The following is a 19,263-nucleotide window of genomic DNA, read 5'->3' as shown; positions in this document are numbered from 1 at the left end:
CGCAGGCTCAGTCGAAGAGCGCGCGGATGTCCGTGGCGGTGATGCCGGTGCCGGCGGTCCCGCCACCGTCCATGACCTTGGCGAACAGTTCGGCCTTGCGGGCCTTCAGCGCCATCACCTTCTCCTCGATCGTGTCGGTCGCGACGAGTCGGTAGACGTTGACGTGCTTGTCCTGGCCGATGCGGTGCGCTCGGTCCACGGCCTGAGCCTCGGCGGCGGGGTTCCACCACGGGTCGAGGACGTAGACGTAGTCGGCCTCGGTCAGCGTGAGACCGACGCCGCCGGCCTTGAGGCTGATCAGGAACACCAGTGCGTCGCCCCGGCGGAAGGCCTCGATCACTGCCTCCCGGTCACGGGTGCTGCCGTCGAGGTAGACCGCCGCGATGCCCTCTGCCGTGAGTCGCTCACGTACGCGGCGCAGGAACGACGTGAAGGTGCTGAACACAAGCGCCTGGTGGCCCTCCGCCGTGACCTCCGTGAGCTGGTCGGCCAGCAGGTCGAGCTTGGCCGACCCCACCCGGTCGTGCTCGGCATCGACGAGGGCCGGGTCGAGGGCCAGCTGGCGGAGCTTGGTGAGCGCGCTGAAGATGGCCACCCGGTTGCGGTCGAAGTCCTCGACGAGGCCGAGGATCTTCTGGCGCTCCTTGGCCAGGTGGGTGTCGTAGATCTTGCGGTGCCGCGGAGCGAGCTCGATCTCGAGCACCTGCTCCTGCTTGGGCGGCAGGTCGGCGGCGACCAGGTCCTTGGTGCGGCGCAACATGAACGGTCGGATCCGTCGGCGGAACCGGTCCAGCGCCGCTGCGTCGCCATCCTTCTCGACCGGTCCCACGACCACGTCACGGAACCGTCGTGGGGCGGGGTAGAGCCCCGGCGCGGCGATGGAGAGCAGCGACCACAGCTCCATCAGCCGGTTCTCGAAGGGCGTGCCGGTGACGACCAGGCGGAAGTCCGCGTCGAGCGTGCGGACGGCGGCGTACGCCTTGCTCTGGTGGTTCTTGACCTGCTGGGCCTCGTCGAGCACGAGCCCGTCCCAGTGCAGGGCAGCGAACTGCTCGCGCTCGAGCCGCAGCAGCGCGTACGTCGTCACCACCACGTCGTGGTCGCGCGCGATCGCCGCGACGTCGTGGGTGCGCCGGCTCACGACGCCGACCCGCAACCCGGGTGCGTGCGTGGTCGCCTGCTGGCGCCACGCGGTCACCACGCTCGTGGGTGCGACGACGAGGAAGGGGTCGCTCGCACCTCCGACCACGGCGTGCTGCACCAGGGCGAGCACCTGCAGCGTCTTGCCGAGACCCATGTCGTCGGCCAGGATCCCGCCCAGTCCGTGCTGGTGCAGGAACGCGAGCCACCAGAAGCCCTCCAGCTGATAGGGGCGGAGCTGCGTCGTCAGTCCGACCGGGTCGGGCTGGGGGATCTCGGCCAGGTCGCGCAGCGCGGTGGCCCGCTCGACCCAGGCCGCAGCCTGCGCGTCGACCACCCCCAGCTCGGCCAGCTCGGCCCACACGGTGAGGTCGCTGGCGCCCACGCTCACCCGACCGGGTTCGCCGTCGCGCAGCTGGGCGGCCAGCGCGACGACCTCGTGCAGGCGGTCGAACTCGGGTCGGTCGACGGCGACGTAGAGGCCGCTGGGCAGGACGAGGAACTCGTCCTGGCGGGTCAGGGCGGCCAGCACGTCGGGCAGCGGGACGAGCTCGCCGTCGATGCTCACCTGGACCTCGAGGTCGAGCCAGTCGGTGTGGTCGGGCTGCTCCTCGGCGAGGGTGAACGCGATCTGCGGTGCCGCAGTGGACTCGCGGAAGTCGGGGCGCTCCTCCTCGACGACGTCGACGTCCGTCAGGGTGCGCAGGTGCGGCAGGTCGTGGAGGGCGAGGACCAGGGCGTCGCCGTCGCGGACCGCGGTGGCGGCGAACAGGTGGGCTGGAACCGTCGCGAGGATCTCGTGCTCGAGCGCAAGTTCGCGGACGCCGCCGAGCGGGTCCGCGGACGCAGTGGAGCAGGTCGCTTCACCGTAGGCCCACTCCCAGGCGAGGGTGGTGCTTGTGGGGGAGTGCCAGGTCGCCATGAGGCGGAGACGGGGACGCGGGGGTGCGGGCACCTCGAGCGACCCGTCCGACGAGCCGATCGGCAGGCGCCGGCTCAGCGGCCCGAGGGCGTCGAGGAACGGGTCGAGGTCCTCGGCGTCGACGACGACGGGAGGACCGAGCAGGAGGTCGAGGATGCCCTCGTCCAACGGCTCGACGAGGTCGGTGAGCAGTACGTCGTCGCCTTCGACGAGGACCAGCGTCGTGGTCGGACGACCCACGGGCATGACCTGGTGGCCGCGCCAGCGTCGCCCACCCACCTCGACGTGGACCTCGAGCACGGACTCCTCGTCCCGGCGGGTCAGGTCGGCGGTGACCTGCGCCGGCTCGTCGGTCAGAGCGAGGGACCCCACACCCGCTCCGGGGAGAAGGGTGACTCCGGTGCTGACAGCCGCGCGCAGCGACGGGACGAGCCGGTCGCCGTAGTCGTCGAGCATCGGGGCAGCCCCGGCAGCCAGATAGGTGTGGAGGCCGATGAGTCCGCGGTGGAGGGCCTGAAGCGCGTCGGCCTGCGCCGGGACGAAGCGGCTGCGGGCCACCGGGCCGGACAGGTCGGTCCACTCGGCGCCGCTGCGCACCCAGCCCGCACGGACGCCCGGTCTCATCGGGCGCATGGAGAAGTCGCCGGGTGTGCCACGTGACCACCGGGTGGCCGGACGCCGTGAGATCTCCAGCCCGAGGCGCGTACCCGTCAAGGTCGAGTGGGCGCGCCGGGCCAGGTCGTCGTTGAGCCGGGCCAGGCGCTGGCGCCACACGGGATCCGCGGCGGGACGCGATGCCCCGCGCAGACGGAGCGCCACCGCAGCGCCGTGCTTGCACAGCCGGGCGACGGGGCACGAGCAGGCGCTGAAGACCCAGTCGGACGTCTCGTTGACCTCGGCATGGAACTGCACGTCGTACGGCGTCGGGGCCGACCCGATGACCTGGGCCGTCACGGTCAGGCTGCTCGAGGACTCGTGGACGACCTCGAGCCGGTGGACGTCGCCGAGGATGCCGGCGGCTCGCGCCATCGTGCCCGCGTCGTAGAACTGGGCGAGGTAGGCGTCGTTCAGCGCGTCGCGGATGTCCATGGCGCCGTCATCGTCGCACCGTCGGCCGACATCGTGAGGCCGTCATCCACAGATGCCGTCAGGCGTCGGTCGTCTTCTCGCCGCGCTCGCCGCCGGGCACCCAGAGCACGTCGCCGTTCTCCTTGTTCGCGTGGCGGGCGAGGATGAAGAGCAGGTCGGAGAGCCGGTTGAGGTAGGTGATCGCCAGCAGGTTCATCGACTCCTCGTGCTCGGCCCAGGCCGCCCAGCCGGCCCGTTCCGCTCGGCGTACGACCGTGCGCGCGACATGGAGGTGGGCGGCGCCGAGGGTGCCGCCGTTGAGGATGAAGGACCGCAGGGCCGGCAGCTCCTCGTTGTAGTGGTCGCACCACGCCTCGAGGCGGTCGACGTAGTCCTGCTCGATCCGCAGCGGCGGGTACTCCGGGTCGGCGACCACGGGGGTGCAGAAGTCGGCGCCCACGTCGAAGAGGTCGTTCTGCACGTGGGTGAGCACGGCGACGACGTCGTCCGACAGGTCGCCCTGCGCGAGCGCGACCCCGATGTGCGCGTTGCCCTCGTCGACGCTGGCGTAGGCCTCGAGGCGCAGGTCGTTCTTCGAGGTCTCGCTCATGTCGCCGAGCCGGGTGCGTCCGGCGTCGCCGGTGCGGGTGTAGATGCGCGTCAGGTTGACCATGGGGCGGAGCCTAGTGGGGCGTCACGCGATGGGACTCGTGGGACTGGTGGGGTCAACTCGCCGACGAGATCCGGCATGGATGCAACCTGAGGGGGTACAACGGCGTCATAGGAGTGACACAGGTCACGCAGCGACGTCCGGGGGACGTCGGGAGGAGCACCCGATGGAGATCATCTCGGACGGACCCACGCTGGTCCTGCACGGTGCCTTCGACGTGCGCAGCACGTGGGAGGTGCGCGCCGCGATCTACGAGGTCCTCGATGGGCCCGACGACGAGGTCGTCATCGACATGACGCACGTGACCACCATCGACGTTACCGCCCTACGGCTCCTCGCCGTGGCCACCCGCCACGCCTGGCTCAACGGCCACCACCTCATGATCCGCAACCCCGGCCCTGCCGTGCGCCGGATGGCGCACCTGGCCCGGCTGGCCCACGCTCTCGAGGTCGAGCGGGCCGCCGCCACTGCCTGATCCGGCGCCTGAGGCATCTGTCACACGTCCACACCGGTGACTCGCGGGTAACCACCGCCCTACCCTGTCGCCATGAGCGACAGCAGCGCGCGGCCCGCCAAGGACCGCCCCTGGGTGATGCGCACCTATGCCGGGCACTCCACCGCCGAGGCGTCCAACGCGCTCTACCGGACCAACCTGGCCAAGGGGCAGACCGGCCTGAGCGTCGCGTTCGACCTGCCGACGCAGACCGGCTACGACCCCGACAGCCCGCTCAGCCGCGGCGAGGTCGGAAAGGTCGGCGTACCGGTCCCGCACCTCGGCGAGATGCGCAAGCTCTTCACCGACATCCCGCTCACCGAGATGAACACCTCGATGACGATCAACGCCGTGGCGATGTGGATGCTCGCGATGTACCAGGTGGTCGCCGAGGAGCAGAACCCGGACATGTCGCCGGAGGACGTGGCCGCCCAGCTGGCCGGCACGACCCAGAACGACATCATCAAGGAGTACCTCTCGCGCGGGACGTACGCCTTCCCGCCCGAGGCGTCCATGCGGCTGATCGCCGACATGATCGCCTACACCGTCCACCAGATCCCGCAGTGGAACCCGATCAACATCTGCAGCTACCACCTGCAGGAGGCCGGCGCGACGCCCGTGCAGGAGCTGGCCTACGCGCTGAGCACCGCGATCGCCGTCCTCGACGAGGTGAAGGGTGCGGGGCAGGTCTCCGACGACGACTTCGAGAAGGTCGTCGGCCGCATCTCGTTCTTCGTCAACGCGGGCGTCCGGTTCGTCGAGGAGACCTGCAAGATGCGGGCCTTCGTGCAGCTGTGGGACGAGATCACGCGCGAGCGCTACGGCGTCACCGACGCGAAGATGCGGCGCTTCCGCTACGGCGTACAGGTCAACTCGCTCGGGCTCACCGAGGCGCAACCGGAGAACAACGTCCAGCGCATCGTCCTCGAGATGCTCGGCGTCACCCTGTCCAAGAACGCCCGCGCTCGCGCCCTGCAGCTGCCGGCGTGGAACGAGGCGCTCGGCCTGCCGCGCCCCTGGGACCAGCAGTGGTCGCTGCGGCTCCAGCAGGTGCTGGCCTTCGAGTCCGACCTGCTGGAGTACGACGACATCTTCGACGGCTCGCACGTGATCGCGGCCAAGGTGGCCGAGCTCGTCGAGGGCGCCAGGGCCGAGATCGACCGGGTGCAGGAGATGGGTGGCGCGATTGCCGCCGTCGACTACATGAAGTCCGAGCTGGTCTCCTCCCACGCCGCCCGGCGCGCGCGGATCGAGTCGGGCGAGGAGGTCATCGTCGGCGTCAACAAGTACGAGTCCACCGAGCCGTCCCCGCTGACCGCGGACCTCGATGGCGCGATCATGGCGGCCGACCCCGAGGCCGAGCAGACCGCCCGCGCGAGCGTCGAGGCGTGGAAGGCCGAGCGCGACGAGATCGAGGTCGAGCAGGCGCTGGCAGCCCTCGCAGAGGCCGCGACGGGCACGGACAACCTGATGGTGCCGACCCTCGTCGCGGCCCGTGCCGGTGCGACGACGGGGGAGTGGGCGGCCACGCTGCGCGGGGTCTTCGGCGAGTACCGCGGCCCGACCGGGGTCGGCGGGGCCGCGGTCGCTGAGTCCGGTGCCGAGCTGACCGCCGTGCGCGAGCGGGTCAGGGCCACCGGCGAGGAGCTGGGCGGTCGGCTCCGGCTGCTGGTCGGGAAGCCCGGCCTGGACGGCCACTCCAACGGGGCCGAGCAGGTCGCCGTGCGCGCCCGGGACGCCGGCTTCGAGGTGATCTACCAGGGCATCCGGCTGACGCCCGACCAGATCGTCGCCGCGGCCGTCGCCGAGGACGTGCACTGCATCGGCCTGTCGATCCTGTCCGGGTCGCACATGGAGCTCGTGCCCGACGTGCTCGACGGCCTCGAGCGGGCGGGGCTGTCCGACATCCCCGTCATCGTCGGAGGGATCATCCCCGACTCCGACGGCCGCCGGCTGCGCGAGCTCGGGGTCGCGGCGGTCTACACGCCCAAGGACTACGGACTCACCGAGATCATGGGCGGCATCGTCGACGTGATCCGCAAGGCCAACGGTCTCGACTGACCCACCGGCCGCCCGGCTGGCAGACTCCGCGTCATGCGACGCGTGATCGTGGTCGGGGCCGGTGTGGTCGGGCTGTCCTGCGCCGTCCGTCTGCTCGAGGCGGGACACCGGGTGGACGTCGTGGCGCGCGACCTCCCGCTCGAGACGACCTCGGCCGTCGCGGCCGCCCTCTGGTACCCCTACCGCGCGCTGCCGCAGGACCGTGTGACCGCCTGGTCCGCGACGTCGTACGCCGTCTTCGAGGGGCTCGCCGCCGATGAGCGCACCGGCGTGCGGATGCTCACCGGCACCGAGGTGCTGCGTACGCCGCACCCGGACCCGTGGTGGCGGACGGCCGTCCCCGCGCTGGACCGCGAGACGGCGCTGCCGCCGGGCTACGCCGACGGCTGGACCTTCGTCGCGCCCGTGATCGACATGCCCGTGCACCTCAGGTGGCTGGTCTCGAGGATCGAGGAGCTCGGCGGCACGCTCACGCGGATGAACCTGTCCGCGCTCCCGGACGACGGCAGCCTCGTCGTCAACGCGACCGGCCTCGGAGCACGCCACTTCGGCGCCGATCCGTCGGTGACGCCCGTGCGCGGCCAGGTCGTGGTGGTGGAGCAGGTGGGCCTGGACCGGTGGACCCTCGACGGAGGCGGCCTGACCTATGTCGTACCGAGGGCTGCCGAGATCGTGCTGGGCGGCACGGACGTCGAGGGGGAGTGGAGTCGTACGCCCGACCCGGAGGTCGCCGAGCAGGTCCTGCACCGCGCCCGGGTGCTCGTGCCGGAGCTCGAGGGCGCCCGCGTGGTCCGGCACAAGGTGGGCCTGCGCCCGGCCCGGCCCGAGGTGCGCCTCGAGCGGGTCGGCGCGGTGATCCACTGCTACGGCCACGGCGGGGCCGGAGTGACCCTGTCGTGGGGCTGCGCGGACGACGTGGTGGGGTTGGCCGGTGACTGACCTCCAGTGCGCCGCCCGGGTGTTCGTGGCCCGCCACGGCGAGGCCCTCTACGAGAGCGAGCTGCTGAGCGACGCGGGCGGCTGGCTCAGCCCGCTCGGGCGGCAGCAGGCCAAGGACCTGGCAGCGACCCTGGCCCCCGAGCGGATCTCCCGCGTCTGGGCCAGCGACATGGCGCGTGCCGTGCAGACGGCAGAGATCGTGGCGGGCATCCTCGGCGTCGACGTGGTCGTGCGGAAGGGGCTCCGGGAGTTCGGCGTCGGCGACGCAGCCGGGACGACCGGGGTGCCCGATCCCTTCGCCGAGACCTTCGCGTCGTGGCTCGCCGGCGACCTGGCCGCGCGGATCCCCGGGGGCGAGACGGGTGACGAGGTGGTCGAGCGCTACACGGGTGTCCTCGACGAGGTCTCCGACGAGCACCGTGGCGAGTCCGTGCTCGTGATCAGCCACGGCGGGGTGATGTGCCTGGCGCTGCCCGCGCTCGCGACGAACCTCCCGCCGACCCACGGTCACGAGAAGCCGATGCCCCACTGCGGCGTGGTCGCGATGGAGGCCGACGCGGACGGCTGGGCCTGCCGGAGCTGGGCCGACACCCCACTGACCTGACGTGGGACGAGGTTAGCCTTGCCTAAGTCTTCCTGTACGCTGCGCGCGTGGGTTCCAAGAGCGCTTCGAAGAAGGCAGGCAAGGCCGCGAAGGCCGGCAAGGTCGCCAAGCTGCCCAAGAAGAAGTGCTGCGTCGACACCCCCAAGTGCAACCGCTGCCCGCTGCGGATGCTGCAGGAGGGCACGCTCCCGTCCGGCTACACGGTCAAGAAGCGCAAGCTGGTGAAGGTCGAGGTCGCCCGGCCCAAGAAGGCGAAGAAGGCCGGCACGAAGGCCGCCTGACCTCACATCTGCTGGAGGGCGAGCACCACCACGGCGATCGCGACCATCACCGCGATCGCGATGCCCATGCGTACGGCCATCCCCTTGAGCCACAGCGACAGCAGCGTCTCCGCGCCGCCGCTCCGGTCAAGCGGCACGACGTCGATGACCGCGGCGCGGTTGATGGGTCCGTAGACGTGGGGGTAGGTGTCGTCGCCGACGGCCTCGACCCGCACCTCGGCCTCCACCAGTCGCGCCGGGTCGATGGTGAGGAGCACCAGGTCCTCGCCCAGACCGGCGTAGTAGCGGTCGAACACGCCCTGCACCTGGTCGCGCCGGCTCGCGTGGATGAAGCCCTCCTCGTCGAGCGTCCGGCCGACGGTGGAGGTCGTGTAGGTCCCAGTCCCCAGGGTCCGGCGCCAGTCGGCCGCGGTGGCGATGTGGAAGATGCGGTCGGGGGCCGGGTCGGTCACCGTGCGAGGGTAACGACATGACGGGGTCGACGAACGCTGAGCGCGTGTACGTCGTGACGGACATCGAGGTCGACGGCTTCACGCCGGGGGCGAACTCCATGCTGTCCTTCGGATCGGTCGCGGTGACCGCGGCGGGGGAGCAGGTCGGGGAGTTCGAGGCGGTGCTCGAGCCGCTCCCCGGCGCGCAGCCCCATCCGGAGACCTGGTCGTGGTGGCAGTCGCAGCCGCCGGAGGTGCTCGCGGCGGCGACGGCCGACCCGCAGCCGGTGCCGGAGGTGATGGCCGCCTTCGTGGCGTGGGTGCAGGGGCTTGGTCCGGAGCGTGAGCTCGTCGCCTCCCCGCTCGGCTTCGACGGGCCGTACGTCGACCACTACCTGCGCCGCTTCACGACGTACTCCGTCTGCCCGGCGCTCTACGACGAGGACCCGCTCTTCCACGGTCCCGGCCTGTGCCTCAAGAGCCTCGCCTGCGGTGTCACCGGCGGCGACTGGGCCACCTTCTCGGTCCACGACCTGCCCAGCGAGTGGTTCGGCGACGTCGAGCACACCCACCGCGCCATCGACGACGCCCGCGGCTACGCCAACCTGCTCGTCGAGGTCATGCGGCGGGGGCAGGCGCGCGGCTGACGCGTGCCACCCCCCGCCGGGGTGGCGGCAGATTGCGTTAGGTCCGGGGGTCTGGCTGCGATGTGCCGCCACCTTCTCGGCCTGAGTACTGGCGGTGGCGGCAGGTTGCGAGGGGTAGGGGGCCTTGGCTGCGATGTGCCGCCACCCTTACACCATGCGCCGCGGACTGGGTGGCGGCGTACGACATCCGCGGCGGCGTCCGGCATGTCGTACGCCGCCACCCGGACGGCCGGGCAGTGTCTTATGCCGCCAGGAGCGCGATGTCATGTGCCGCCACCCAGTGCGGTCGTGCCGCCGAGGAGGGCCGACCGGGATCGTGGAGGACCCGAGTCATCAGGTGGCGCGGATCCTCCACGATCATCCGGCCGAGGGGATGGCGAAGAGGTACATCCCGTTGGACACCTCGCGTACTGCGAACCGCGTCACGCGACCGTCGGACTCGTGCTCGCACACTGACAGCGCGAGCCGGCGCCCGTAGATCGGGTCGGAGACCAGGATCGACTGGTCGGTCGTCCGCCATGCGACGTCCCAGAGGTCGAGTGGCAGGTCCGGGACGGCGTCGCCCTCGGCCCTCCCGCCGAGCACCGTCCACCCCGGCGTGTTCGGCCAGATCGACCTCGTCATGGCAGGTCGCTCAGAAGAGCCGGTGCTCCGCGCCGTCGTCCATCCCGCGGAGCGCGTCGTAGTCCACCAGGGCGCAGGCGATGCCGCGGTCGGTGGCCAGGACGCGGGCCTGGGGCTTGATCTCCTGCGCGGCGAAGATGCCGCGCACGGCCCCCTTGCGGGTCAGGGCGGGGTCCCGGTTGAGCAGGTCGAGGTAGCGGGTGAGCTGCTCGACGCCGTCGATCTCGCCGCGGCGCTTGATCTCGACCGCGACGGAGAGGCCGTCGGCGTCACGGCACATCAGGTCGACCGGGCCGATGGCCGTCATGTACTCACGGCGCACGAGCGTGAGGCCGTCCGCGAGGGTGGCGGGGTGCTCGGCGAGCAGCTCCTGGAGGTGCTTCTCGACGCCGTCCTTCTGCAGGCCGGGGTCCACGCCGAGGTCGTGGGAGGTGTCGTGGAGGACTTCGTCGATGAGGATGCGCAGCGTGTCGTCCGTCTTGCCGGCGGTCACGACCCACTCGGGGCGGCCGTCCTCGTCGACGCCCTCCTTGACCGTGCAGGGAGGCGACATCCAGTTGAGCGGCTTGTAGGAGCCGCCGTCGGAGTGGATCAGCACCGACCCGTCCGACTTCAGCATCAGCACGCGCGTCGCGAGCGGGAGGTGGGCGGTCAACCGCCCGGCATAGTCCACCTGACAGCGCGCCACGACCAACCTCATGAATGCAGCCTCACGACGGGCGAATCTACAGTGACCCCGTGACCGACCACGTGCGCCCCGCGCTGCGCCGCGACCTCGCCCAGCTCGACCTGACCCACGAGGCGTCGCGTCCCGGCCTGGTGATGGTCATCGGCGACCCGCCGGTCGGGCACATCCGCGTGGACCTGCTCGACGGCTTCGCGCACCTCGACTCGATCGTCGTCGGCGCCGACCTCGGCGGCACGAACACCCGCGCGCTCGTGGAGGCGGTCTGTGAGCGGCTCTCGGCCCGCGGGCTCGGCCAGCTCACCGCAGCGCCGTACGCCGGTGCGGAGGCGGCGACGTACGCCGACCTCGGCTTCACGGAGATCCCCGAGGGCGAGCCGGTCCCGCGCCCGCTGCTCGGGGTGGCCGACCAGCCCGGCCGGGTGCTGGTCCGCCGGGTGCTGCGCGCGCACCGCACGGCCGCCGAGCTCGACGCCTGGGTCGCGACGCTCGACGCGCCGCGTGACGTCGGCACGGTGAAGGCGGTGATCCGCCGGCCCGTGCCCGGCCAGCGCGAGGTCCTCCACGTCGGTCACCTCGATGTCACCGAGGGCCTGGTCGGCGACAGCTGGTCGACCCGCGCGACCCGGCACATGCCGGACGGCGCGCCCGACCCGGACATGCAGCTCAACGTCATGCACCACGGGCTCGTGCAGTTCCTGGCCCAGGACCCCGAGCGCGACGAGCTCGCCGGCGACCAGATGTACGTCGACCTCGACCTGTCCCACGACAACCTCCCCGCGTGGAGCGAGCTGCACATCGGCGGCCCGGACGGCGCGGTCATCGTCGTCACGGAGGTGCCGCACAACGGCTGCGGGAAGTTCATCGCGCGCTTCGGCAAGGACGCGATGACCTTCGTGAACGGCCCCGAGGGCAAGCCGCGCCGGCTCCGCGGGCTGTGCGCCAAGGTGGTGCGCCCCGGGACGGTCCGGCCGGGCGACGAGGTGGTCGTCGTACGCCCTCCCGCACCCCCTTCCGACCACGCGGCGGAGTGACGGTTCCCACACCCCGGGCCGCAGGTGGTCGTGGGAGCATGCGTCCATGACTGACACGGCTACTCGCGAGTTCTCCACCGTCGGCGTGATCGGCCTCGGCACGATGGGCGCCGGCATCGCCGAGGTCTTCGCGCGCAACGGCTACAGCGTGATCGGGGTCGAGGTCAACGACGGCGGTGTCGAGCGCGGTCGCCAGCACCTCGAGCACTCCACGGGCCGCGCGGTGAAGCGCGAGAAGATGACCGAGGACCAGCAGTCCGAGCTGCTCGGCCGGATCACCCTCACGACCGACATGACGGCGTTGTCCGCTGCGGACCTCGTCGTCGAGGCCGTGGTCGAGTCGCTGGCGATCAAGAAGTCGATCTTTGCCTCGCTCGACGGCATCGTCCGTGACGACGCGATCCTCGCGACCAACACCTCCTCGCTGAGCGTCACCGAGATCTCGACGGCCAACTCCAAGCCCGGCCGCGTCATCGGCGTCCACTTCTTCAACCCGGCGCCCGTGCAGAACCTCGTGGAGATCATCCGCACCGTCGTCACCGAGCCGGCCGTGCTCGAGCAGGTGCAGGGCGTGCTGCGCGACCTCGGCAAGAACCCGGTCGTCTGCGGCGACAAGGCCGGCTTCATCGCCAACACCCTGCTCTTCGGCTACCTCAACCACGCCGTGGCGATGTACGAGGGGAAGTACGCCTCGCGCGAGGACATCGACGCCGCCATGCGCTTCGGCTGCGGCTACCCGATGGGTCCGCTCGCGCTGCTCGACCTGATCGGGCTCGACACCGCCTACGAGATCCTCGACACGATGTACAAGCAGGGACGCGACCGGCTGCACGCGCCCGCGCCGATCCTCAAGCAGTACGTCACCGCCGGCCTGCTCGGTCGCAAGTCGGGCCGCGGCTTCTACACCTACGAGGCCCCCGACAGCCCCGTCGTCGTCGACGACGCCCAGACGCCGAGCGAGGACGACAAGCCGCGCCTGCACCACGACATCCGCTCCGTCGGAGTCGTCGGCACCGGCACGATGGCCGCGGGCATCGTCGAGGTGTTCGCCAAGGCGGGCTACGACGTGCTGTTCACCGGCCGCGGCCAGGACAAGGTCGACGGAGTCGTCGCGACCATCACCAAGAACTTCGACAAGCAGATCCAGCGCGGGCGCGCCACGGAGGAGCAGAAGACCGAGGTGCTCGGTCGCGTGCGCGGCACCACCTCGCTCGACGACCTCCGCGACGTCGACCTGGTCGTGGAGGCCATCGCCGAGGACCTGGCGATCAAGACGACCCTCTTCGAGAACCTCGACGAGATCTGCAAGCCGGGTGCGATCCTCGCGACCACCACCTCGTCGCTGCCGATCATCGCGATGGCCAAGGTGACCAAGCGGCCGCAGGACGTCATCGGCATGCACTTCTTCAACCCGGCCGCGATCATGAAGCTGGTCGAGGTGGTCTCCACGGTGGCGACCGACGAGAAGGTCACCGAGACCGTGCTGGCCCTGTGCGACAAGGTGGGCAAGGTCGCCGTGCGCTGCGGCGACCGCTCCGGCTTCATCGTGAACGCGCTGCTGTTCCCCTACCTCAACGACGCGGTGAAGATGCTCGAGGCGCACTACGCCACCGCTGACGACATCGACCTCGCGATGAAGCTCGGCTGTGCGCTGCCGATGGGTCCGTTCGAGCTGCTCGACGTCGTCGGCAACGACGTGTCGCTGGCGATCCAGAAGGAGCTCTACCTCGAGTTCCGCGAGCCGGGCTTCTCCCCGGCGCCGCTGCTGGAGCACCTCGTCACGGCCGGCTACCTCGGTCGCAAGGCCGGGCGCGGCTTCCGCGACTACAGCGCCCGCTGACCCATCAGTCCAAGCAGAACTCGTTGCCCTCGGGGTCGGTCATGACGATGTGACCGCCCGACATCGGCGGGGCGGGCTCGTGCCGCTCGACCCGGGTGGCCCCGAGCCCGACCAGCCGCTCGCACTCGACCTCGAGGGCCGCCATCCGCTCGTCGCCCTCCAGCCCGGGAGCGGCGCGGAGGTCGAGGTGCACCCGGTTCTTCGCGGCCTTGTCCTCGGGCACCCGCTGGAAGAAGAGCCGCGGCCCGTCGCCGTCGGGGTCCTGCGCGGCGGACGAGGAGTTCCACTGCGACTCGGGCACCCCGACCTCGCGGAGGAAGTCGTGCCACGCGGCGAAGACGTCCTGCCCGGGCGCGACCTCCCGTCCCGGCGGGGGTGGGTTGACGTAGCCCAGTGCGGCCGCCCAGAAGCGGGACAGCGTCTCGGGGTCGTGGGCGTCGAAGGTCACCTGGATCGTCCGGCTCATGCCGAGCATCCTGCCGCGACCCACCGACAGCGGGCTCCCGCCGGACCCGGCGACGTACGGACTCAGGCGTTGGCGCGCAGGTGGGACTGCTCGGTCACCAGGCCGGCGAGCCGCGCCCTCGTGTTGATGTCGAGCTTGCGGTAGATGTGGGTCAGGTGGGCGTCGACCGTGCGCGGGGAGACGAAGAGCTCCTCGGCGATCGCCCGGCTGGTCAGGCCGTGGGCGACCCGTTCGGCGACCTGGCGCTCGGCGGCCGTCAGCTGGTCGAGCACCGACGGAGGTGCCGAAGCGGGTCGGTTGAACACGGCGGTGATCAGGGTGACCGACTCGGCGGACAGGTCGTCGCCGTCGATCCACCCCGCGGGCGTCCTGCCCGCCGGCACGACGTCGTAGTCGGCCGAGTAGCCCCACCGCACCGCCATCCGCGGCGTGCGCAGCGCGAACGCAGCGGCGGCGAGTCCCCGCGCCTCGGGGAGCTCGCGCTCACGGGCGACGCCGGCCAGGCCGTCGAGGACGTCGGCGGCGCGCAGCGGGAGCCGCATCGTGCGGCAGTGCTCGAGAGCGGTGAGGTACGTCGTCGTGGCCTGGTCGAGGTCACCGAGGCCGACCAGCGCCCGACCGAGGAGCAGTCGGGCCTCGACGCTGTCTCGCCCAAGGCGGGCGGAGTCGGCCAGCGCCACCACGTCGGCGGCCAGGCCCGCGGCCTGGCGCAGCTCGCCGCGGTTGAGCAGGTCGCGTCCGTCCTGAGCGAGGACCGGGAGCCGTACGGCCCACGGCAGGCTCTGCCGGTCGACCTCGGTCGCCTGCCACGTGGGGTCGAGACCGCGCAGGAGGGTCTCGGCCAGCAGGCCGACCCGGTCCTCGGCGAGCTCGCGGGCCTCGATCACCACCGCACGGGTGCCCGCCACCGCCTCCGCGATGCGGCCCTGCTCCAGCGCGATGCGGGCCAGGAGGGTGCGGGCGGAGAGGTCGATCCAGCGCTCGTCGCGGCTCATCCGCGCCGGGAGGGCGTCGCCGGCCGCCTGAGCGGCCTCGGCGAACCGGCCCTGGGAGGTGAAGACGTCGGCGAGGGTGCGGGTGGCCTGTCGCCGGATCGAGCCCTCGGGGTCGAGGTCGAGCGCACGCCGCGCCTCGCGCTCGGCGAGCTCCATCTCACCGGCGTCGAGGTGCATCTCGGCCCGGATGGAGGCGGTCTTCGCCAGCTGCTCCTCCGGCCTCGGAGCCGACGACGCGTGCTCGTCGGCGCGGTCCAGCAACCAGAGTCCCTCGTAGGTGCCGCGCATCTCGGAGGCGGCGATCCCGGCGCGCCGAGCGATCTGCGCGCCGATCGCCGGCGGACCGTCGCCGCTCGCCACGGCTGCCTCGAGGATCTCGACGGCCTCACGCGCGCGCATCGAGGTGTAGAGCGAGGAGAAGATCCGGTTGGCGACCGAGTAGCCCTCGTCGCGCGTCTCCGGCTTCGCGCACGCGGTGAGCACGGCGTGCCGCATCGCCGGCAGGTCCGTGAGCCAGTCGGCGTCGGCGGCCCCGTAGTTGTCGTGCTCGGGCGCGTGGTCGTCGGCCCACGCGAGCAGGCCGGCCTCGACGGCCGCGACGTCCTCGGGCCGCGCAAGGGCGCGGGCGCGCCCGCGGATGGGGGAGAGCATGTCGAAGCGGCCGTCGGCGTCGACCTCGACGAGGCTGCGGCGCACGAGGTTGCCCGCGACCTCGGCGGCGCGATGCGCGGGCTGGTCGAGCACGCGGGCGAGCACGCCGAGCCCGATGGGGAAGCCGAGCAGTCCGATCCGGCGCAGGGCGGTGGCGCTGCCGTCGTCGAGCAGGTCGTGGGCGGAGTCGACGGCCTGGTCGAGGCTGACGGTGGACATCGCGTTGCCCAGCCCCACGAGGGCCGACTGCACGGCGACCTGCTCGATGAGGAGCGGCAGTCCACCGGTGGCCCGCAGCAGGCGACGTACTTCCCGGTCCTGCTGGGCGAGGTCGACCGGCTGGCCGCCCGCGGACCGGATGCGGCGCAGGAACAGCTCGACGGCGGGGCCCTCGAGCGGCGAGTGGTGCGAGGGCACGGGGAGCGGGCCGACCCGCACGATCGACTCGTCGGGCTGGTCGGCCGTGGTCAGCGCGGTCACCACGACGCGAGCGTCGGTCGTGCCGTCCAGCATGCTCTGGAGCATGGGGCCGGCCTCGGTCGCGTCGAGGTCGAGCCCGTCGAGGACCAGCAGGCAGTCGCGGCCGTCGACGGCGCGGCCCAGGGCACCGGTGAGCGAGTCGCCGGGGGCGGTCTCCGAGTCGAGGCTCTCGAGCGCCGCGACGAGGAGGTCGTCGAGCGTACGCAGGTTGCGCGCGTCGACCCACGACGTCTGCGACCCGGCCGCGACGTGGCGCACGATCAACGTCTTGCCGCTGCCGGGAGGGCCGACGACCGTCACCCACCGCGACTCGTCGAGCGCCTCCCTCAGCGCGCGCTGGACGTCGTCACGACCCAGGCACGGAGAGAGCACGGGACGAACCTATCGCTGATGCGCCGATGAGTCGGAGAATGAGTTAGGTAGGACTACGGATGCCGGGCAACACCCGTCCGGGGGAGTCTTGTCCCACGCCGCGAGGTGGCGGGACCGCACAGGGGAGGGTCCCGCGACCACCGGCCGCTTCTCCGAACAGGCCGTGCATCGTCGGGGGTCGATGCGCGGCCTGTTCGTGTGTGCGGGCAGCGCCCGCGTCGCCGCGTCCGGGACGGCGGTGCCTTGCCGCCGCTGCGTACGCTGTGGCCATGGAACTCGTGCTCGTGCTGGTCGTCCTCGGCGGGCTCACCGCGGTCGCGGTGGTCGCCGGCAAGACGGGCAAGAGGCGTGAGCTGGCCCGCGCCGAGGCCGAGGTCGAGCCGGTCAAGCGGCTCGCCGAGGAGGACGTCACCGCCCTCGGCGTCGAGCTCCAGGACCTCGACATCGACCTCGCCGGCCAGGAGCTCGACCCCGGCGCCAACGCCGACTACCAGCGGGCGCTCGACGCCTACGAGTCGGCGAAGACGGCAGCCGCGGCGCTCACCCGCCCCGACGACGTACGACACGTGACGGAGATCCTCGAGGACGGTCGCTACGCGATGGCGTGCGTCCGCGCCCGCGTGGCCGGCGAGCCCCTGCCGCAGCGCCGCCCGCCCTGCTTCTTCGACCCCCGCCACGGCATGTCCGTCGCCGACGTGCCGTGGACCCCGCCGGGCGGTGCGTCGCGTGACGTGCCGGCCTGTGCGCTCGACGTCGAGCGGGTCCGTGCGGGCGCCGAGCCCGACATCCGCAAGGTGATGGTCGGTTCGAAGCGCGTGCCCTACTGGCAGGGCGGCCGGGCCTACCAGCCCTACGCCCAGGGCTACTTCGGCGGCTTCGGACCGATGGACTGGGTGTTCATGGGCATGCTCTTCGGTGGCGGGTTCGACGGCATCGGAGAAGGCATCGGGGCGATCGGCGAGGGCCTGGGCGACATGTTCGGCGGCATCGGCGACGGCATCGGCGGCCTGTTCGACGGCTTCGACTTCTGAGCCCTCACCCCTGCGAGGGACCTTCGCCCACAGGGGTGTGGAGGGCTCTGAGCGGCGGGTCTAGCGTCGCGAGACATGGCCGGAGTCGAAACAGGCACGATCACCACTGACATCCCCGCCCGGATGGACCGACTGCCGTGGGCCCGATGGCACTGGATGGTCGTCATCGGCCTCGGCACCGTCTGGATCCTGGATGGCCTCGAGGTCACCATCGTCGGGTCGATGTCCGCGGCGCTGAAGCCCGAGGGCACCGGGTTGGGGCTCTCCAGCGCCGACGTCGGCCTGGCCGGTGCGATGTACGTCGCCGGTGCGTGCATCGGCGCGCTGTTCTTCGGCCAGCTGACCGACCGGTTCGGCCGGAAGAAGCTCTTCCTCATCACCCTCGCCGTGTACACCGTCGCCACCGTGCTCACGGCCTTCTCGATGAACCCCGCGTGGTACTTCGCCTGCCGCTTCCTCACCGGCACCGGCATCGGCGGGGAGTACGCCGCCATCAACTCCGCGATCGACGAGCTCATCCCGGCGAAGTACCGCGGTCGTGTCGACGTCGCGATCAACGGCTCCTTCTGGGTCGGTGCTGCGCTCGGCTCGCTGCTGACCATCCCGCTGCTCGACCCCCAGCTCGTCGACCCGGCCTGGGGCTGGCGGATCGCCTTCGGCCTGGGAGCGATCCTCGCGGTGGGCATCCTCATCGTCCGCCGCCACGTGCCGGAGAGCCCGCGCTGGCTCTTCATCCACGAGCGTGAGGACGAGGCCGAGCGCATCGTCAAGGACATCGAGCACACCGTCGAGGAGGAGACGGGCAAGAGCCTCCACGGTGTCGACCAGACGATCACGATCCGCCAGCGCAAGACGATCAGCCTCCCGCTGATCGCCAAGACCGTCTTCACGCTGTACCCGCGCCGCGCGGCACTCTGCTTCGCGCTCTTCGTGGGCCAGGCGTTCCTCTACAACGCGTTCTTCTTCACCTACGGCGACACCCTCACCACGTTCCTCGACGTGACGCAGACCGGGTGGTTCCTGGCGATCTTCGCTGCCAGCAACTTCGCGGGGGCGTTGCTGCTCAGCGGGCTGTTCGACACGGTGGGCCGGGTCAAGATGATCGCCGGCACCTACATCCTGTCCGGCGTGCTGCTCGCGATCGCCGGCACGATGCTCGACAGCCTGACGGCCGTGACGCTGACGATCTTCGGAGCGGTCATCTTCTTCTTCGCCTCGGCCGGCGCGAGCGCGGCGTACCTCACCGCCTCGGAGATCTTCCCGATGGAGACGCGGGCGCTGTGCATCGCGTTCTTCTACGCCATCGGCACCGCGGTCGGCGGCATCACCGGCCCGTTGCTCTTCGGTCGCCTCATCGAGAATGCCAGCGAGGCCAAGGACATCACCGGTATCGCGATCGGCTACTTCATCGGCGCCGCCCTCATGATCGCCGGCGGCATCGCCGAGATCGTCCTCGGGATCAAGGCGGAGGGGCAGTCGCTCGAGGACATCGCCCAGCCGCTGACCGCCGAGGACCAACCCGCGCACGCCTGACTTCCGTCACGACACGAGAGGAGACGACCATGACCCCGATGCCGCCGCCCAAGCCGTCCACGGAGGGTCCACGCGACCGGCAGGTCTTCCACGAGATCGGCCAGATCGTCCGCGCGCTCGAGGCGCACGGACCGATCACGCCCGACGAACTGCGCGACGTGGTCGGTGGACGCTGGTGGGAGGAGAACAGGTTCGACCGCGCGCTCGCCCTGGCCGCCAGCGACGGGATGGTCCACACCACGGACGACGGGAAGGTCGTCGCAACCTGACGTCGGATCGCCGTCACCGGTGCGGGA

General features: G+C 71.4%; 18 protein-coding genes. 11 read left to right on the top strand and 7 right to left on the bottom strand.

Annotated features, from left to right (window positions below; translation table 11 throughout):
- Positions 1-7: 7 nt before the first annotated feature.
- Positions 8-3,151: a DEAD/DEAH box helicase gene (locus EUA06_RS14210; protein ID WP_129476927.1), complete on the bottom strand. Its 3,144-nt coding sequence runs from the start codon at positions 3,149-3,151 to the stop codon at positions 8-10.
- Positions 3,152-3,209: 58 nt separating this feature from the next.
- On the bottom strand, positions 3,210-3,803 hold the full coding sequence (locus EUA06_RS14205) for a cob(I)yrinic acid a,c-diamide adenosyltransferase (RefSeq protein WP_129476925.1): 594 nt from the start codon (positions 3,801-3,803) through the stop codon (positions 3,210-3,212).
- Between the two features lie 163 nt (positions 3,804-3,966).
- Here EUA06_RS14205 and EUA06_RS14200 point away from each other — a divergent pair, with 163 nt between their 5' ends.
- The 5 genes from EUA06_RS14200 (at position 3,967) to EUA06_RS14180 (ending at position 8,178) form a co-directional block, all read left to right on the top strand.
- Positions 3,967-4,275: an STAS domain-containing protein gene (locus EUA06_RS14200; RefSeq protein WP_129476923.1), complete on the top strand. Its 309-nt coding sequence runs from the start codon at positions 3,967-3,969 to the stop codon at positions 4,273-4,275.
- 72 nt (positions 4,276-4,347) lie between these two features.
- Positions 4,348-6,354: a protein meaA gene (locus EUA06_RS14195; RefSeq protein ID WP_129476921.1), complete on the top strand. Its 2,007-nt coding sequence runs from the start codon at positions 4,348-4,350 to the stop codon at positions 6,352-6,354.
- Between the two features lie 33 nt (positions 6,355-6,387).
- Positions 6,388-7,293, top strand: coding sequence for an FAD-dependent oxidoreductase (locus EUA06_RS14190; protein WP_129476919.1), 906 nt, complete (start codon positions 6,388-6,390; stop codon positions 7,291-7,293).
- Positions 7,286-7,897 (top strand): histidine phosphatase family protein, encoded by a 612-nt coding sequence (locus tag EUA06_RS14185; protein ID WP_129476917.1) that lies wholly within the window; start codon positions 7,286-7,288, stop codon positions 7,895-7,897. Before EUA06_RS14190 ends, EUA06_RS14185 begins: the two co-directional genes overlap by 8 nt.
- 47 nt (positions 7,898-7,944) lie before the next feature.
- Positions 7,945-8,178, top strand: a complete 234-nt coding sequence (locus EUA06_RS14180; protein ID WP_129476915.1) for a hypothetical protein — start codon at positions 7,945-7,947, stop codon at positions 8,176-8,178.
- Between the two features lie 2 nt (positions 8,179-8,180).
- Here the strand turns inward: EUA06_RS14180 and EUA06_RS14175 are convergent, their stop codons facing one another.
- Positions 8,181-8,630, bottom strand: a complete 450-nt coding sequence (locus EUA06_RS14175) for a DUF952 domain-containing protein (protein ID WP_207208355.1) — start codon at positions 8,628-8,630, stop codon at positions 8,181-8,183.
- A 17-nt stretch (positions 8,631-8,647) separates the two neighbouring features.
- Between EUA06_RS14175 and EUA06_RS14170 the strand changes: the two genes are divergently transcribed.
- Positions 8,648-9,256 carry a 3'-5' exoribonuclease domain-containing protein gene (locus EUA06_RS14170; protein ID WP_129476913.1) on the top strand — a complete coding sequence of 203 codons (609 nt, stop codon included), beginning with the start codon at positions 8,648-8,650 and terminating at the stop codon, positions 9,254-9,256.
- Between the two features lie 357 nt (positions 9,257-9,613).
- Here EUA06_RS14170 and EUA06_RS14165 read toward each other — a convergent pair whose 3' ends face one another.
- The gene (locus EUA06_RS14165) at positions 9,614-9,880 is read right to left on the bottom strand and encodes a hypothetical protein (protein WP_129476911.1); all 267 of its coding nucleotides are present in this window, start codon (positions 9,878-9,880) and stop codon (positions 9,614-9,616) included.
- Positions 9,881-9,890: 10 nt separating this feature from the next.
- The gene (gene nucS / locus EUA06_RS14160; RefSeq protein ID WP_129476909.1) at positions 9,891-10,580 is read right to left on the bottom strand and encodes an endonuclease NucS; all 690 of its coding nucleotides are present in this window, start codon (positions 10,578-10,580) and stop codon (positions 9,891-9,893) included.
- A 38-nt stretch (positions 10,581-10,618) separates the two neighbouring features.
- Here nucS and EUA06_RS22755 point away from each other — a divergent pair, with 38 nt between their 5' ends.
- Positions 10,619-11,599 (top strand): hypothetical protein, encoded by a 981-nt coding sequence (locus tag EUA06_RS22755; RefSeq protein WP_207208354.1) that lies wholly within the window; start codon positions 10,619-10,621, stop codon positions 11,597-11,599.
- 46 nt (positions 11,600-11,645) lie between these two features.
- Positions 11,646-13,439, top strand: coding sequence for a 3-hydroxyacyl-CoA dehydrogenase family protein (locus EUA06_RS14150; protein ID WP_129476907.1), 1,794 nt, complete (start codon positions 11,646-11,648; stop codon positions 13,437-13,439).
- A 4-nt stretch (positions 13,440-13,443) separates the two neighbouring features.
- Here EUA06_RS14150 and EUA06_RS14145 read toward each other — a convergent pair whose 3' ends face one another.
- Together EUA06_RS14145 and EUA06_RS14140 are read right to left on the bottom strand one after the other, a co-directional pair.
- A complete protein-coding gene (locus tag EUA06_RS14145) occupies positions 13,444-13,905 on the bottom strand; it encodes a VOC family protein (protein ID WP_129476905.1) in 462 nt (153 codons plus the stop codon).
- Positions 13,906-13,967: 62 nt separating this feature from the next.
- Positions 13,968-16,403: a LuxR family transcriptional regulator gene (locus EUA06_RS14140; RefSeq protein WP_129476903.1), complete on the bottom strand. Its 2,436-nt coding sequence runs from the start codon at positions 16,401-16,403 to the stop codon at positions 13,968-13,970.
- 269 nt (positions 16,404-16,672) lie between these two features.
- On the opposite strand from EUA06_RS14140, the gene EUA06_RS14135 reads away from it, so the two are divergent.
- The 3 genes from EUA06_RS14135 (at position 16,673) to EUA06_RS14125 (ending at position 19,236) form a co-directional block, all read left to right on the top strand.
- Positions 16,673-17,434, top strand: a complete 762-nt coding sequence (locus EUA06_RS14135; protein WP_129476901.1) for a hypothetical protein — start codon at positions 16,673-16,675, stop codon at positions 17,432-17,434.
- Between the two features lie 75 nt (positions 17,435-17,509).
- Positions 17,510-18,967, top strand: coding sequence for an MFS transporter (locus EUA06_RS14130; RefSeq protein ID WP_129476900.1), 1,458 nt, complete (start codon positions 17,510-17,512; stop codon positions 18,965-18,967).
- Between the two features lie 29 nt (positions 18,968-18,996).
- The gene (locus EUA06_RS14125) at positions 18,997-19,236 is read left to right on the top strand and encodes a hypothetical protein (protein WP_129476898.1); all 240 of its coding nucleotides are present in this window, start codon (positions 18,997-18,999) and stop codon (positions 19,234-19,236) included.
- The last annotated feature ends 27 nt before the right edge of the window (positions 19,237-19,263 follow it).

It is taken from the genome of Nocardioides glacieisoli (assembly GCF_004137245.1).
Lineage (GTDB): Bacteria > Actinomycetota > Actinomycetes > Propionibacteriales > Nocardioidaceae > Nocardioides > Nocardioides glacieisoli.
Note: the sequence above shows the minus strand (reverse complement) of the source record. Positions and strands in the feature narration are given on the sequence as shown.